At 56.6% G+C, this 14,804-nt stretch carries 16 protein-coding genes; 6 read left to right on the top strand and 10 right to left on the bottom strand.

Translation table 11 applies throughout. The annotated features are described in order from the left end of the window. Positions 1 to 47: 47 nt before the first annotated feature. From Q3Y66_RS02250 to slmA, 3 genes are all read left to right on the top strand, one after another. Positions 48 to 1,433 (top strand): phosphomannomutase/phosphoglucomutase, encoded by a 1,386-nt coding sequence (locus Q3Y66_RS02250; RefSeq protein WP_008959897.1) that lies wholly within the window; start codon positions 48 to 50, stop codon positions 1,431 to 1,433. A 167-nt stretch (positions 1,434 to 1,600) separates the two neighbouring features. Further along, entirely contained in the window at positions 1,601 to 2,500 is a 900-nt protein-coding gene (gene argB / locus Q3Y66_RS02245) for an acetylglutamate kinase (protein ID WP_008959898.1), read from the top strand. Between the two features lie 19 nt (positions 2,501 to 2,519). Continuing rightward, positions 2,520 to 3,128: a nucleoid occlusion factor SlmA gene (gene slmA, locus Q3Y66_RS02240; protein ID WP_008959899.1), complete on the top strand. Its 609-nt coding sequence runs from the start codon at positions 2,520 to 2,522 to the stop codon at positions 3,126 to 3,128. Between the two features lie 88 nt (positions 3,129 to 3,216). On the opposite strand, the gene rpoH is transcribed toward slmA, so the two are convergent. The 4 genes from rpoH to ftsY form a co-directional block, all read right to left on the bottom strand. Further along, on the bottom strand, positions 3,217 to 4,083 hold the full coding sequence (gene rpoH, locus Q3Y66_RS02235; RefSeq protein WP_008959900.1) for an RNA polymerase sigma factor RpoH: 867 nt from the start codon (positions 4,081 to 4,083) through the stop codon (positions 3,217 to 3,219). A gap of 133 nt (positions 4,084 to 4,216) precedes the next feature. Beyond that, the gene (gene ftsX / locus Q3Y66_RS02230) at positions 4,217 to 5,260 is read right to left on the bottom strand and encodes a permease-like cell division protein FtsX (protein WP_008959901.1); all 1,044 of its coding nucleotides are present in this window, start codon (positions 5,258 to 5,260) and stop codon (positions 4,217 to 4,219) included. Beyond that, positions 5,257 to 5,925: a cell division ATP-binding protein FtsE gene (ftsE, locus tag Q3Y66_RS02225; RefSeq protein WP_008959902.1), complete on the bottom strand. Its 669-nt coding sequence runs from the start codon at positions 5,923 to 5,925 to the stop codon at positions 5,257 to 5,259. Before ftsE ends, ftsX begins: the two co-directional genes overlap by 4 nt. After that, positions 5,922 to 7,259 (bottom strand): signal recognition particle-docking protein FtsY, encoded by a 1,338-nt coding sequence (ftsY, locus tag Q3Y66_RS02220; protein ID WP_303319521.1) that lies wholly within the window; start codon positions 7,257 to 7,259, stop codon positions 5,922 to 5,924. Before ftsY ends, ftsE begins: the two co-directional genes overlap by 4 nt. 90 nt (positions 7,260 to 7,349) lie before the next feature. Between ftsY and rsmD the strand changes: the two genes are divergently transcribed. Further along, a complete protein-coding gene (gene rsmD / locus Q3Y66_RS02215) occupies positions 7,350 to 7,964 on the top strand; it encodes a 16S rRNA (guanine(966)-N(2))-methyltransferase RsmD (RefSeq protein WP_008959904.1) in 615 nt (204 codons plus the stop codon). Between the two features lie 141 nt (positions 7,965 to 8,105). Continuing rightward, the gene (zapB, locus tag Q3Y66_RS02210; protein WP_008959905.1) at positions 8,106 to 8,300 is read left to right on the top strand and encodes a cell division protein ZapB; all 195 of its coding nucleotides are present in this window, start codon (positions 8,106 to 8,108) and stop codon (positions 8,298 to 8,300) included. A gap of 38 nt (positions 8,301 to 8,338) precedes the next feature. Here zapB and Q3Y66_RS02205 read toward each other — a convergent pair whose 3' ends face one another. From Q3Y66_RS02205 to Q3Y66_RS02190, 4 genes are read right to left on the bottom strand one after another with little or no spacing between them, the layout of a single operon-like run. Then, a complete protein-coding gene (locus Q3Y66_RS02205; protein ID WP_008959906.1) occupies positions 8,339 to 8,815 on the bottom strand; it encodes a GNAT family N-acetyltransferase in 477 nt (158 codons plus the stop codon). Continuing rightward, positions 8,805 to 9,683 carry a hypothetical protein gene (locus Q3Y66_RS02200; protein ID WP_008959907.1) on the bottom strand — a complete coding sequence of 293 codons (879 nt, stop codon included), beginning with the start codon at positions 9,681 to 9,683 and terminating at the stop codon, positions 8,805 to 8,807. The genes Q3Y66_RS02205 and Q3Y66_RS02200 overlap by 11 nt, the downstream gene beginning before the upstream one ends. Next, the gene (locus tag Q3Y66_RS02195; RefSeq protein WP_008959908.1) at positions 9,680 to 9,988 is read right to left on the bottom strand and encodes a BolA family transcriptional regulator; all 309 of its coding nucleotides are present in this window, start codon (positions 9,986 to 9,988) and stop codon (positions 9,680 to 9,682) included. The genes Q3Y66_RS02200 and Q3Y66_RS02195 overlap by 4 nt, the downstream gene beginning before the upstream one ends. Positions 9,989 to 10,029: 41 nt before the next feature. Further along, the gene (locus Q3Y66_RS02190) at positions 10,030 to 11,433 is read right to left on the bottom strand and encodes an MFS transporter (RefSeq protein WP_008959909.1); all 1,404 of its coding nucleotides are present in this window, start codon (positions 11,431 to 11,433) and stop codon (positions 10,030 to 10,032) included. A gap of 190 nt (positions 11,434 to 11,623) precedes the next feature. On the opposite strand from Q3Y66_RS02190, the gene Q3Y66_RS02185 reads away from it, so the two are divergent. Then, positions 11,624 to 12,595: an IS30 family transposase gene (locus Q3Y66_RS02185; RefSeq protein ID WP_303319548.1), complete on the top strand. Its 972-nt coding sequence runs from the start codon at positions 11,624 to 11,626 to the stop codon at positions 12,593 to 12,595. Between the two features lie 213 nt (positions 12,596 to 12,808). Here Q3Y66_RS02185 and Q3Y66_RS02180 read toward each other — a convergent pair whose 3' ends face one another. Together Q3Y66_RS02180 and lysS are read right to left on the bottom strand one after the other, a co-directional pair. After that, positions 12,809 to 13,195 (bottom strand): hypothetical protein, encoded by a 387-nt coding sequence (locus tag Q3Y66_RS02180; protein WP_008958714.1) that lies wholly within the window; start codon positions 13,193 to 13,195, stop codon positions 12,809 to 12,811. Between the two features lie 84 nt (positions 13,196 to 13,279). Next, positions 13,280 to 14,791, bottom strand: coding sequence for a lysine--tRNA ligase (gene lysS / locus Q3Y66_RS02175; RefSeq protein ID WP_008958715.1), 1,512 nt, complete (start codon positions 14,789 to 14,791; stop codon positions 13,280 to 13,282). Between the last annotated feature and the right edge of the window lie 13 nt (positions 14,792 to 14,804).

Genomic DNA, 14,804 nt, shown 5'->3' with positions numbered 1-14,804 from the left:
TGGTTAAGAAACCTTTGCAAGGCAATTTCTGTTTAGCTGGGAAGCTTATGAACGCACAGACCGTACCCGCTTCGATTTTTCGCGCCTACGATATCCGCGGTATCGTTGACGACACGCTCACCGAAGAGACGGTAGAAATGATCGGACGCGCCGTGGGCTCGGAAGCCGCCGCGCGGGGAGAATCCAGCGTGGTAGTCGCACGCGACGGTCGCCTTTCGGGCGCTCGGCTGCAAGCAGCGCTGATGCGTGGCCTGAATGCTGCAGGACGAGACGTTATTGATATCGGCATGGTCCCCACGCCGGTGTTGTACTTCGCCACCCACATCTTGCCAAACACCCAGTCAGGCGTGATGGTTACCGGCAGCCATAACCCGCCTGACTATAACGGCTTTAAAATCGTGCTGAGCGGCGAAACGCTCTCTGGCGATGCAATTACCGCCCTGTTTGAGCGCATCCAGTCTGGCAACCTGGAGAGCGGCCAAGGCAGCATCACCCAGCAGGATCTTCGCGAAACGTATTTAGCGCGTATTTTAGGTGACGTTAAGATCAACCGACCGATCAAAGCCGTGGTCGACTGCGGCAACGGGGTTGCTGGCGAGCTAGGCCCGCAGCTGCTGACCCGCTTGGGCATTGATACAACTGCGCTGTTCGATGAGATCGATGGCCACTTTCCCAATCACCACCCGGATCCTGGCAAACCGGAAAACATGCAGGATTTGATGCGCAAGGTGCAAGAAACGGGCGCTGATATCGGGCTTGCCTTTGATGGCGATGGCGACCGAGTAGGCGTGGTCACCTCCACCGGTAAGCTGATTTATCCTGACCACCTGCTGATGGTATTTGCCACCGATATGCTCACGCGCCAGCCCGGGGCCAAAGTGATTTTTGACATCAAGTGCACCGGCAATCTAGTCAAAGTGATTAGTGATGCTGGGGGCGAGCCTGAGATGTGGCGAACCGGTCACTCCCTGATCAAAGCGCGCATGAAAGAGACCGGCGCTCAGTTGGGCGGAGAGATGAGCGGACATATTTTTTTCCAAGAGCGCTGGTATGGTTTTGACGATGGCCTTTATGCCGCCGCTAGGCTGGTAGAAATTCTCGCCAACCAGCCTGACGATGCGGATACTTTTTTCGCCACATTTCCCCAAGACGTTGGTACCCCAGAGATTAATATTGCGGTTACCGACGCTAACAAATTTTCTCTAATGGATAAGCTTGCTCGCGAGGGCGACTTCGGCGAAGGTATCAAAACCACGTTAGATGGCATTCGCGTTGATTACCCGGATGGCTGGGGGTTGTGCCGCGCCTCCAACACCACGCCTGCCCTGGTCATGCGCTTTGAAGGGAAGGACGATGCCGCCCTCGCACGTATCAAAGCGGTATTTAATAACGCGCTACAGCGCGTCGCGCCAGATATCGAGCTACCCCAGTAAGCAAATTGTTGGATAGATAGCTCTTGAAATAGCTATTCAAATAGCTCTTCACATAGCTCTTTACATGGTCAGGCGCTGAAGGGATCGCGCGCTTAGAAAGCGCGACCATCACGACACAATCGACATAAACGTTAGCAGCATAATAAACGTTCGCAAGGGACAACCTCATGAGTTCAGCCAGTCGCGACCCGCAGGTCGTTGTGGAGGTGCTTTCCGAAGCCCTCCCCTATATTCAGCAGTTTTCCGGTAAAACCGTGGTGGTCAAATATGGCGGCAACGCCATGACCGAAAGCACCCTGATTGACTCCTTTGCCCGCGATATCGTGCTAATGAAGGAAGTCGGCATCAACCCGGTAGTGGTGCATGGCGGCGGGCCGCAAATCGGTGACCTACTCAAAAAGCTCAACATCGAGTCGCGCTTCGTCAACGGCATGCGGGTCACCGACTCGCAAACCATGGACGTGGTCGAGATGGTGCTGGGCGGTTTGGTTAATAAAAGCATCGTCAACCTGATCAATCAGAGCGGCGGCAAGGCGATCGGTCTGACCGGCAAGGACGGCGCGCAAATTCGTGCCCGCCAACTTAAGGTCGAGCACCAAAGCCCTGAAATGACGGCCCCGGAGATTATCGATATCGGCCACGTGGGCGAAGTGGAGTCGATCTCAACCGAGTTGATTGAGATGCTGGCGGCGCGCGACTTTATTCCGGTAATCGCCCCGATTGGCGTCGATGCTGCGGGCCATAGCTACAATATCAATGCTGACCTGGTAGCAGGCAAGATTGCCGAAGCGCTTAACGCTGAAAAGCTGATGCTGCTCACTAACGTCGCCGGCCTCATGAACGCTGAAGGCGAGGTGCTCACTGGCTTAACCACCGCACAAGTCGATGCCCTGATCGAAGATGGCACTATCTATGGCGGCATGCTGCCCAAAATTCGCTGCGCACTGGATGCGGTGAAAGGCGGTGTGAATAGCTCGCACATTATTGATGGCCGTGTCCCCCACGCGGTATTGCTGGAAATTTTCACCAATGCTGGGGTGGGCACCCTAATCACGGACGCGAGCTAACCGCGACGGAGGGCACATCATGAGCGAAGATCAAAAACCTCGCCGCCGCGAGCAGATACTCCAAGCACTGGCATTAATGCTTGAAGAAGACAGTGGCAAACGCATTACTACCGCCGCTCTCGCTCGTCAGGTAGGTGTTTCAGAAGCAGCGCTCTACCGCCACTTCCCCAGCAAAGCACGTATGTTTGAGGGGCTGATTGATTTTATTGAAGAGAGCATTTTTGAGCGCATTACGCGTATTTTAGACGACGTACCCGACGCCACTACCCGCTGCGGCACCATCTTGGCGCTGCTGCTGGGCTTCGCCGAGAAAAATCCTGGGCTGGCCCGGGTAATGGGAGGCGACGTACTCACCGGCGAAACCGCAAGGCTACGCCAGCGGGTCAACCAACTGTTTGAACGCCTGGAGATGCAGCTCAAACAGATTCTGCGCGAAGCCGAGCTGCGTGAAGGTCTGCGCCCTACGATTCCCGCTTCCGCCGCTGCTAATTTACTAGCGGCCCAGGCAGAAGGTCGGATTTCGCAGTACGTACGCAGCGACTTTAAGCGCCTGCCCACCCAACACTGGGAAGATCAATGGTCGCTATTATCTGCGCAATTACTACGCGCGGCGGTACAGCCCGCATAGGCTAAGCCGCAGGTGAAGGCTACACAAAAAACCGGCTCCCTTTGCAGGGGCCGGTTTTTTAAGACGACAAATACTAGCCAGCTGATACTTAAGCCACCATCGGCTCGCCCATTTTCTGGCGCAGCTTTTTCATCGCGTTCTTTTCAAGCTGACGAATACGCTCAGCGCTAACCCCATAAACATCGGCCAGATCATGCAACGTCTCTTTACTATCGGCTAACCAGCGGCGCTGTAGGATATCCCGCGAGCGCTCATCAAGCCCCTCAAGAGCAACCTGCAACCGACGCGTCGAGTCTTCCTCGAAGTTGCTATCTTCCAACTGCGTGGCAGGGTCTGATGCGGCGTCATCCAGGAAATGCACCGGCGCCTGATAGGTACTCTCTTCATCATCGCCTGCGGGCGCGTCAAAACCGGCATCGTAAGAGGAGAGACGCCCTTCCATATCGCGCACTATCTCAGGCTTGACGTCGAGATCCTTGGCAATGGCGGACACTTCGTCGTTGTTCAGCCACGCCAAACGCTTCTTCGCACTACGTAGATTAAAGAACAGCTTACGCTGCGCTTTGGTGGTGGCAATCTTGACGATGCGCCAGTTACGCAGCACAAATTCGTGAATTTCCGCTTTGATCCAATGCACGGCAAAAGAGACCAATCGAACGCCTTGATTAGGATCGAAGCGCTTGACGGCTTTCATTAAGCCGACGTTACCTTCTTGAATTAAATCTGCTTGGGGTAACCCATAGCCAGAATAACTACGCGCAATGTGAACCACAAAGCGCAGATGTGACATAACTAAACGCCGAGCAGCTTCTAGATCACCGTCATCGTAAAGACGATAGGCGAGCTCTCGCTCTTCATCGGCGGTTAAAACCGAAATTCCATTGACTGCGCGGATATAGCCGCCCAGATCACCGCCGGGTGAAAGCTGCCCCACCGGTATAAGACTAGTGCTCATGTGCAGGTGGTCTCCCCTGTAACCCATCGTGGTTGACGTAGCACGTTATCAATAACCTATTACCTTAAATTCTGTCTTACAAAGACCTTATCGCGAGAATAAGGTTCACGCGCTATTGAATCGGCCTGCTGAATCATTTTGGGCGAATACTTGAGAGATGGCGAGTTACCGCCAACCAAGCACCCAACCAGCCTAGTAGTGTACTGCAAGATAGCAGAATTGTAGAGCCTGTCACGTCGAGTTGAGGTAATGAGAAGCTGGCACCGTAGCTCGCCGCCAGGGCAGCTACCGGGAGGGAAAGCCAATGATTGCCCAGGCCTAACAGACCCAGCGCTAACAGCCCACCACCAACACCGTACCAAGCGCCGCTGTACAGGAATGGGCGTCTGACGAAGGCGTGAGTGGCGCCAATCAGCATCACCACTTCAATCTCACGGCGGCGACTTTCCACCGACAGGCGAATAGTGTTGCCAACCACCAGCAAAACGCCCAGGCCAAACAGCGCTCCCAGCGCCAGCGCAACGCGCCTTCCCAGTTCAGCCAGGTTTCTCAGGCGCTCCACCCAGGCCAGATCAAGACGCACCTCATCAACCCCGGAAAAGGCTTCAAGCGTAGCAGCCAACTGTTGCATGGCGGCCGGTTCGATGCTTGACGGGTGCACCACGATACTGATGGGCAGCGGGTTGCTCTCCAGACCCGCCAAGGCATTATCCAGCCCCAGCGACTGCTGAAACTCAGCCATGCCTTGCTCAGCGCTAATCAACTGCGTCTCAAGCACGCTCTGCTCGGCGCTGACCGCTTCTTCTATACGTTGTGCCTGGGCATCATCGGTGCTCAATTCCAAATAAACGGTGAGCGTGGCGCTTTCATCAAGCTCGGCATCCAGCAGGCGCGCACTGTCCAGGGTCAACCACAGCGCAGCGGGCAGCACCAGGGCAATGGCGATGGCTAGCATCGTCAGCAGATTACCCAAAGGATAACGCACCAAGCGCTGAAAACTATCCCATGCCATGCTGCGATGGTGGCGTCCCCAGGCCCGCAGACGGCTGGAAAAGCGCGTTTGTTGGGAACGTGCACCTCGCTGCGAGGGTTTATCGGCCGGTGGTTTAGCAGCGGTTTTTCGCGGCGTTTTTAATGCCGCTCCCTGCTGGCGCCTTGGGGTCGCGGAGGACTTCATGCTGCCCCCTCGTCGGCCACCAAACGACCATCGCTTAAACGCAGGATGCGGTGGCGCAACTGGGCAATCAGGGCCAAGTCGTGGCTGGCGATCATTACCGTGGTACCAATTCGGTTAAAATCCTCAAACAGCGCCATAATATCCGCTGACAGCTGTGGATCCAGATTACCCGTAGGCTCATCGGCGAGCAGTAGCGCAGGCTTATTGACCACCGCCCGGGCGATGCCAACGCGCTGCTGCTCGCCACCAGAGAGTTCTATCGGCAAGGCCTTTTCACGGTGCAGCAGCCCCACTTTATCTAACGCTGCGCGCACACGGCGGGCGGCTTCACGGGGCTCAACCCCCTGAATCTCCAGTGGCAGCGAGACATTGTGGAAAATACTGCGATCAAATAGCAGCTGGTGATCCTGAAAGACCACGCCAATTTGGCGCCGATAGAACGGCACCTGGCTGGCATGCAGTTGGGCAATATCGTGCCCCGCCACGACCACGCGTCCGCGGCTAGGTTTCTCAAGGCGCATCACTAAGCGTAGTAGCGAGCTTTTCCCCGCACCGGAGTGGCCGGTCAGAAACACCATCTCGCCCCGAGCGACCCGAAAATTGAGATGCGCCAGCGCTTCGAAGCGACCGCCGTAGCGTTTTCCCACATGCTCAAAGGCGATCATGCGCTGGCATCGTCCCCTTGGCGGTCAAACAACGCATGGACAAAATCATTAGCCTCGAAGGGGCGCAGGTCGTCAATACCCTCCCCTACGCCGATAAAGCGAATGGGTGTTTCCAACTGTTTGGCCAGTGCAAAGATAATGCCGCCTTTGGCGGTACCATCCAGTTTGGTTAGCGTGATCCCGCTAACTGGCACGGCATCATTAAAGGTGCTGGCCTGGGAAATAGCGTTTTGTCCGGTGCCCGCATCCAACACCAGCATCACCTCGTGTGGCGCGGTGTCATCTAGCTTCTGCATTACTCGGTGGACTTTTTTCAGCTCTTCCATCAAGTGGCTTTTGTTATGCAGCCGCCCGGCGGTGTCGGCGATCAGCACATCAACACCTCGCGCAGTGGCGGCCGCTACCGCATCGTAAATCACCGAGGCGCTGTCCGCGCCAGTGTGCTGGGCGATTACCGGCACATGGTTGCGTTCGCCCCATACTTTGAGCTGCTCAACGGCCGCGGCACGGAAAGTGTCACCGGCCGCCAACATGACGCTTTTGCCTTCGCGCTGAAAGCGCTGGGTAAGTTTGCCGATGGTGGTGGTTTTACCCACGCCGTTAACGCCTACCACTAAAATAACAAACGGCCCCTTGCCCGCCTTCTCCAGCACCAGCGGCTTGGCGACCGGCGCCAGCATAGTAGACAGCTCTTCCTGCAAGCCACGGTAAAGCGCCTCAGGGTTATTTAGCTCTTTGCGTGAGACGCGCGCTTCCAGGCGCCCAATAATCTCGGTCGTCGCGTCAATACCGACATCGGCCATTAGCAGCTGCGTTTCCAGGTCTTCCAGCAGCTCGTCATCAATCTGTTTCTTGCCTAAAAACAGATCGGCGATGCCGTCGGTTAAATTGGCACGGGTTTTCCCTAGGCCTGATTTGATACGTGCAAACCAGCCTTTCTGTTCGCCTTGCTGTTTACTTTTTTCGGCGACGGGCTTTTCCTGTAAAGCAGGACGTTGCGCCGTTTCACGAACGGGCTCTGGCTCTGGCTCTGGCTCTGGCTCTGGCTCTGGCTCTGGCTCTGGCTCTGGCTCTGGCTCTGGCTCTGGCTCTGGCTCTGGCTCTGGCTCTGGCTCTGGCTCTGGCAAAGTATCCGGCACGGGCGGAGTCTCTTCAACGGCTTCCGAAGAAGTATCTGGCGCCTCGATGTCACCCTCATCAGCTCGCTTTTGAGGCTGATCTTTTAGACGCTGCTCTTCCTCTGGCGCCTGCTGCGAGTCTTGGGGCGCCTGCTGCGAGTCTTGGGGCGCCTGCTGCGGGTCTTGCTTATTCTTACGCTTAAAAAAACCAAACATGTGTGTTACTCGATATAAATAGTGAACATTAAGGTTATGCTAACACCCTAACCCGAGACTTTGGATAAGCAGCCCGCTACAATCCGCCTCATGACACGACAACGCTCCTCCCGCTCATCCGCCTCCCGCCGCACGCCTGCTCAGCGAGGTGGCAAATCGCTTGGCAAACTGCGCATTATCGGCGGTGAGTTTCGCCGCCGTCAGTTGCCTATATTGGATAGCCCAGGCTTGCGTCCAACACCTGACCGCGTGCGTGAAACGCTGTTCAACTGGCTAGGACAGCAGCTTTATGGTCAGCAGGTGCTCGACCTCTTCGCCGGTACCGGCGCACTCGGCATTGAAGCGGTCTCTCGCGGTGCGGCCTGTGTCGATTTTGTCGAGCGCGACCCGCGCGTGGCAGCGCAGCTGTCGACTAATCTGGCATCTCTGCATATTACCTCAAGCACGGTGCATATTAACGATGTTCAGGCCTACCTGACACGTCCTGCACAGCCCTATTCACTAGTGTTCCTCGATCCGCCCTTTCATCAGCAGTTGGCCGAACCGTGCTGTAAGGCGCTGGAGAGTGGCGGCTGGTTGAGTGACGGGGCAATGATTTACCTCGAAACCGAGACATCGCTTGCGCCTGAGGTGCCCGCCAACTGGCAGTTACACCGCGAAACCCAGGCGGGTGAAAGCACCGCACGGCTTTATCAACGTCAATAGCGGCAAACAGCACTTGCCGCCGCGCGGTGGTGGCGTTACGCTCGCGTCATTCGTGCCTGCTGGCAAGCTTTCCGCTTGTTTTTTTGGGTACTTTTTGACTACCGTTTTTTGGGTTCTCGTTTTTACGCTAGGGAGATATACATGAGCTTGGAACTATTTAATCAGCTTGAACAGAAAGTCACCGATACTGTTGACGCGCTGGAAATGATGAAACTGGAAAATGAAGAGCTGCGTGGCGAAAACGCCAAGCTGAAAGAGGAGCGCGAAGAGTGGGAGCGTCGCCTCAATAGCCTACTCAGCAAATTCGATAGTCTCGACACGTCCAGCGCCTCTTAATTGACGCCACTCGCGGCCGACAGAGTCTCACGACCAGCTTAGAGTGTCCGCGACATCAGCAGTGCATCCTCGCGCCCAGCGGCACTTTGTGCTGCTGGGTCGCTTTGGGCCGAATGAGCGGCCTGAGCCGGGTAGTATCCTTTCCGGCACCCATCTTCGGTAAACCCCATGCGCTGATAGAGCCGAATAGCGCTTAGATTTCCCACTCGCACTTCCAACAGCAAACGCTCGCTTGACCAGCGCTCAGCCTGCGTTAAAACGGCTTCCATCAATGCCAAGCCCGCCCCACTTCGGCGGCACTCAGGCACAACCCCTATCGCTTGAAGCTCCGCCTCAAACGGCAGTCGCGCCACGATGGCATAACCTTGCAGCTGTTCACCCTGCCACCAGCCCACTACACAGGTATCTTGACTGCCCAGCGCTTCCAGCATTTGCGAGTCGGAGGTACCGCTTTGCGCCTGACCCTCAAGAGCCGTGAGTAAGGCTAGATGCTCAACGCTAAGTTCAGTGATCATCAACTGCTGGCTCAGCGCCGGTTGAACTATCGCGCGTCCACTTTTGGTTTAAGGCCTGCAGCTCTGGCCATAGATCGCGCTTACTGCGGGTGCCGTCGAGAAGTGCAGCAAGCGCTGGCCCCTGCCAGACAGGCAGCGAGAGCGTGTGACTTTGGCCTTCGTTCACGTTCAGTATACGATCCAGCGGCGCTTGTTCAGCGCCCAGCTCGCCCCACCAGAGCAGCCGGGTTAGCTGCCACTCCTGCCGACTTACTTGGCCAGCAATAAAGGCCGCTAACCCTTCACGCGCTTCATCTAGTGGGTCCTCAACAGCAAAGGCATTGGTCATTTGCGGCCACGTAAAGTGCGTCACTTCCGGCAACGCGCTCTGCTGAATACCCGCTGCTTGAAGTAGATTAGCCAACAATTGCTGCTCAAGCGCACTCATTTCGCCCGCTTGCAGCACTAACCAGCGGGCATTAAGGCATAGACAGGAGAGGGAGAACTTAAGGGGCTTGGCGGGCGTAGCAAGTGTTGCATCAACGGTAGGCTCAGCCGTATCGGATTGGGCGCCAGCCTGCTTGGTTTGGCTCTGGTTGGTTTGATCCGATTTTTCTGGGCTGGGCTTATCCTTCAGCAACAACGCGCGTACCGCCGAGGGCGAGGCTATCGCCTCGCCTGACGCCTGAGGCTCAGGCACGCTCCGCCGTGGCGCAGGAGCATCATCCAACAACGCCTGCAGCCGCTCCCGGGGTGGCGTAGGGGCTGGCGCCACATCGTCCCACTCGCAGGCTTCAGTAGGCAGTGCATTGGGCAGTTGGTAGCGCGAGCCCCAGGCGGTAATGCCCATGGCGTCCAGATAGTGACGCCGAATAACTTCCTGGTTCACTTTTCGCCGCCACGGCAGTTGGGCGAATTCGGACGCTCTCCGCCACGCGCCTGCCACTCGGCGGGCGTATAAAGATGCAGCGCCAGGGCATGCACCGGCCCTGACAGTTCATCGGCCAACAGCGCATAAATCTGCTGGTGGCGCTTCACCGGCATCATGCCGTCGAAGGCATCGCTTACCAGCGTTACTTTGAAGTGGGTTTCAGAGTTCGCGGGCACGCTGTGCATATGGCTTTCGTTTTCAACCTGCAGCACATCGGGCGCGAGTGCCGCTAACTTCTGCTCAATCTGTGTCTGCAGCGTCATGGGAGCCTCCTTGAGATTACAAACCATTTTATTGTACGCGCTTACTGCCCGGCAGACGATGCCCGACGAGCGTGTAATGCACGCCTTGCCAGTGGCATACGTGCAACGCTTGCCAATAGCGCTAGCAGCGTGGTTACCGCCCCCAACCAGAGCGTTACCTGCACCGGCCACCCCAACGCCAGGGCGGCGCCGACCAGAGCGACGCCGAACGACTGGCCCACCGTGCGCGTGGTGCTCATTACCCCTGAAACGTTAGCGCTGCGCTCCGGTGGCAGGCTGCCCATCATTTCGCGATTATTGGGCGGCTGGAACAGCCCAAAGCCAATACCGCATAATGCGGTACGCCATAAACTGCCGGCCACACCAGTCGACTCATCAACTAACGCCAGCGCTATCAGGCCAATGATCAGCAAGCTAAGCCCTGTGCTGGAAAGGATGCTGGGATTGATCCTGTCGGCTAGGCGCCCGGCCACAGGGCCAACGAACATGATAGCCAGCGGCCAGGGAGTGAATAGCCAAGCGGTTTCCAGCGGTGAAAACCCCATCTGTTCCTGGTAGAAAAATGACAGGGCAACAAACGTAAGACCCTGGCCAATAAAGGCAAGCCCAGAGGCAGAAACGGCCAGCGTAAAGCGCGGCTCGGCAAATACGCTAAGCGGCAGTAATGGATAAGGCGCACGTCGCTGGCGGGCAATAAATCCGGCACAGGCCAGCACCGTCAGTAGCGCCCAGCCACCGCTTTGCCAAATCGGCGCGGCGTGGCTCACGGCGTCCATGGCAATAAAGAAGCTGGCCAGCATAACGATCGAGAGCAATGCCCCAGCAACATCAAAACTGCCTTTGCGCGGCTCTTCTCGGGGCAACGCACGCTTGGCCAGCCATAGCGAGCAGAGACCAAGCGGCACATTTAAAGCAAACAGCCAGGGCCAGTCAGCAAAGGACAAGATTACGCCGCTCAATGTGGGCCCCGCGGCGTAACCTCCGGCCACGACCAGCGCACTCAAACCAAGCGCACTGCCCAGCAATCGCGAAGGGAAAATAGCCCGATAGAGCGACGGACCAATGGAGAGCGTTGCAGCGGCGCCTAGCCCCTGGAAAGCGCGAAACACCAGCAGCGTTTCCAGGTTGCGTGATAGCGCCGCCCCCAGCGCAGCAGCAACAAAGGTAGCCAGCCCGAACAGGTAAAGCCTGCGCCGCGTGATCAGCTCACTGATGCCTGCGAAGACGAGTAAAAACGCCGCACAGACCACTTGAAAGAGGTTGGTGATCCATACCGCTCGGGATGCCGACACATTTAGATCCGCGGCGATGGTGGGCAGCGCCAGATTGATCATGGTGGTGTCCACCACCGCCATTAAGGTACCGGTTACCAACGCCAGCACGGCCAAGGCACGCTCAGGCCCAGGCAGGCCATCGTCGCCAGGGCGGGTTTCAAACAGTCGCATAGCGAAGTCCTAGGGAAGAGTGTTCCTAAACGAAACGGCTAAAACCATTGTTTTCAGAATGCTTATTTTCAAAACCGCTGTCTTCAAAACGGCGGTCTCAATGACCAAGTGCAACACCTAACCTATCAGGTAGGGTATTGCCATGACTCACTGTTATCGCCATCTTTCTGCCGAAGACCGAGCCGCCATCATGCTGATGCGGGCTAACCACTCGATTCGCGCTATCGCCCGTCAGTTAGGGCGTTCGCCCAGTACTATTTCACGAGAACTGGTGCGTCATACTGTTAGCCCTAACAGAGCGTATGACGCCAGCCTCGCTGGACATCGCGCCCGACTGACCCGCTGTCGGCCTCGCCGTAGCTTGAAGCTTCCTCTCGACGGTGAGCTGTTCGAACTGGTGGTCTACCTGCTGCGCAAGTACTGGTCACCAGAGCAAATAGCCCGCACACTAAAGCGTATGTTTCCTGATAATACTGACCGCCACGTCTCGCACGAAGCCATCTACAATGCGCTCTATCTCATGCCGCGCGGCTCGCTCAAGAAAGAGCTGATTGCCTGTTTGCGCCAGGGTAAAGGTAAACGACGCCCTCGCAGCCGTGGCAAGGATAGGCGACAACAGATTCCAGACTTGGTGAGCATCCATCTGCGGCCGCCTGAAATCGAAGATCGCCTGATGCCCGGCCACTGGGAAGGGGATCTCATCATGGGCGCTAACAATCGCTCTGCCGTTGGTACATTGGTGGAGCGCACGACGCGTTTAGTGATTCTGGCGAAAGTGGATGGCACCACGGCCACAGCGGCGGCTGTCGGCTTCAGCGACAAGCTCAATGAGGTGCCGCGCTCCCTGCGCCTGTCCATGACCTATGACCAGGGCAAAGAGATGGTGAAACATGCCGAGATCACTCAGAAGACGGGGACAGCGATCTACTTTGCCGACCCGCATAGCCCATGGCAGCGGGGTTCCAATGAGAACACCAACGGGCTGTTGAGACAGTACTTGCCAAAGGGCACGGATCTGTCGGTCTACAGCCAGGAAGAACTCGACGAGATCGCCGACTCACTCAATACACGGCCGCGCAAGACACTGGATTGGCGCTCGCCACTGGAAGTCTACGCCGAGGTGCTCAAGAAATCCGTCGCCGGCCCGAGCACTCTTCAATAGTGTTGCACTTGGAACTTGAGGCCGCCAACCATTGTTTTCAGAATGCTTATTTTCAAAACCGCTGTCTTCAAAACCATTGTTTTCAAAACAATTATCTCGAAAACAATTAACTTGAAAACAAAAAAACCGGCCTAAGCCGGTTTCCTAGTGCGCTAAATGGCTGTATTAAACAGCCGCGCAGGCAGCACTGAGCTTGCCTAAAATATTAGCACGCTAATCCTGCTCACTGTCTAATAACAATGCATCATCGACTTCGGAAATCTCAAGGGCTGTTTCGTCGTCCAAATCAATTGCTAGGTAGCTATGTTCAACGCGCACAAATTCTTGAAACAGAGCCCAATCGATCTTGTCCGGCCACTGGCGCTCATCCTCTTCCCAAGCGCGCAACTCAGTCTCGAGAATTTCCACGCAGCGCTCGCGCACAAACGTTTCCAGCGCCTCTGGAGTATCCATCTCTGGAATCAGATAAATGGTACTTTCACGTTCGACGTCGTCCAGGGTCAGGTCGTCGTCTCCCATGGTGGGTTCCAGCGCGTTGATCCAGTCCACAAAGGGCTGGGTCGGCCTGACGCTCAGTGCGGAGCGGTTAAGCAGTTTCATGGGATTCTCCTCGCCGTCGAAACGTTGACCATTATGGGCGCTATAACGCGCCCTTACCAACTTCTCATCCGCTATCTTAGCGTGTTAGTCCACTTCAGGGCGCATCGCCGGGAACAGCAGTACATCGCGAATTGAGGCGCTATCGGTGAACAGCATCACCAAGCGGTCGATACCGATGCCTTCGCCAGCGGTGGGCGGCATGCCGTACTCCAAAGCACGCACGTAATCCGCATCGTAATACATTGCCTCCAGATCACCGGCGTCTTTTTCCGCTGATTGGGCGCGGAAGCGTTCCGCCTGGTCTTCAGCGTCGTTAAGCTCCGAGAAACCGTTGGCGATTTCGCGACCACCAACAAAGAACTCAAACCGATCCGTAACGAACGGGTTAGCGTCGTTACGCCGCGCCAAGGGGCTGACCTCTGCAGGGTACTCGGTGATAAAGGTCGGCTGATCGAGCTTATGCTCGGCAACCTCTTCGAATATCTCCGTTTGCACCTTACCCAGGCCCCAGCTCTCTTTGACCTTGATGCCGAGTTTCTCTGCAGTTGCCCGCGCCGCTTCCAGCGAATCCAAATCAGCGTCGACAATGCCGTCGCCATGATCAAGGATCGCTTGGCGCAGCGTCAGGCGGACAAACGGCTGACCGAAATCGTAGCTCGCACCCTGATACTCAATCACCGCGCTGCCCAGCACTTCTTCAGCCGCGGTGCGCAGCATCGCTTCGGTCATATCCAGCAGGTCACGGTAATCCGCATAGGCCCAGTAGAACTCCACCATGGTGAATTCTGGATTATGGCGCGTGGATAACCCTTCGTTGCGGAAGTTGCGGTTAATCTCGAACACTTTTTCAAAACCGCCCACCACCAGACGCTTGAGGTAAAGCTCCGGCGCGATGCGCAGATACATGTCGATATCCAGCGCATTGTGGTGGGTAATGAACGGCCGTGCCGCCGCGCCGCCGGGGATCGGCTGGAGCATTGGCGTTTCCACTTCCATAAAACCGCGGGCTTCAAAGAAGCGGCGCATGGAGCTGATCACCGCTGCGCGGGTTTCAAACACCTTACGCGACTGCGGGTTCATGATCAGATCCACATAGCGCTGGCGATAGCGGGCTTCCATATCGGTGAGGCCGTGAAACTTATCCGGCAGCGGGCGCAGGCTCTTGGTGAGCAGCTGCGCCTCCTTCATTATCACGTACAGATCGCCCTTGCCGGATTTATGCACCGGCCCGTGGGCGGCAACGATGTCACCGATATCCCAGCTTTTAACGTCTTCAAGCACGTCGGCGGGCAGGCCTTTTTTATCCACGTAGAGCTGGATTTGCCCAGCCACATCCTGAATGACGATGAAGGGGCCACGTTGACGCATCACACGACCTGCCACAGCGGCATGGTGATCCAGCGCTTCAAGCTCGGCCTTGTCTTTATCGCCGAAGGCGTTTTGCAGCTCGACAGTTAAGCTGTCGCGGCGAAAATCATTGGGAAACGCACTCTTTCCCTGCTCAGCGGCGCGCTCACGGCGGGCAGTCAGCTTGGCACGGCGCTCGGCGATCAGGTGGTTTTCGTTGTCTGCAGGAGACGCGTCTTGGTTAGCCATTGGGCACCCTGTT

It is taken from the genome of Halomonas sp. HAL1 (genome assembly GCF_030544485.1).
Taxonomy (GTDB): domain Bacteria; phylum Pseudomonadota; class Gammaproteobacteria; order Pseudomonadales; family Halomonadaceae; genus Vreelandella; species Vreelandella arctica.
This window is presented reverse-complemented; position numbering and strand designations above follow the sequence as displayed.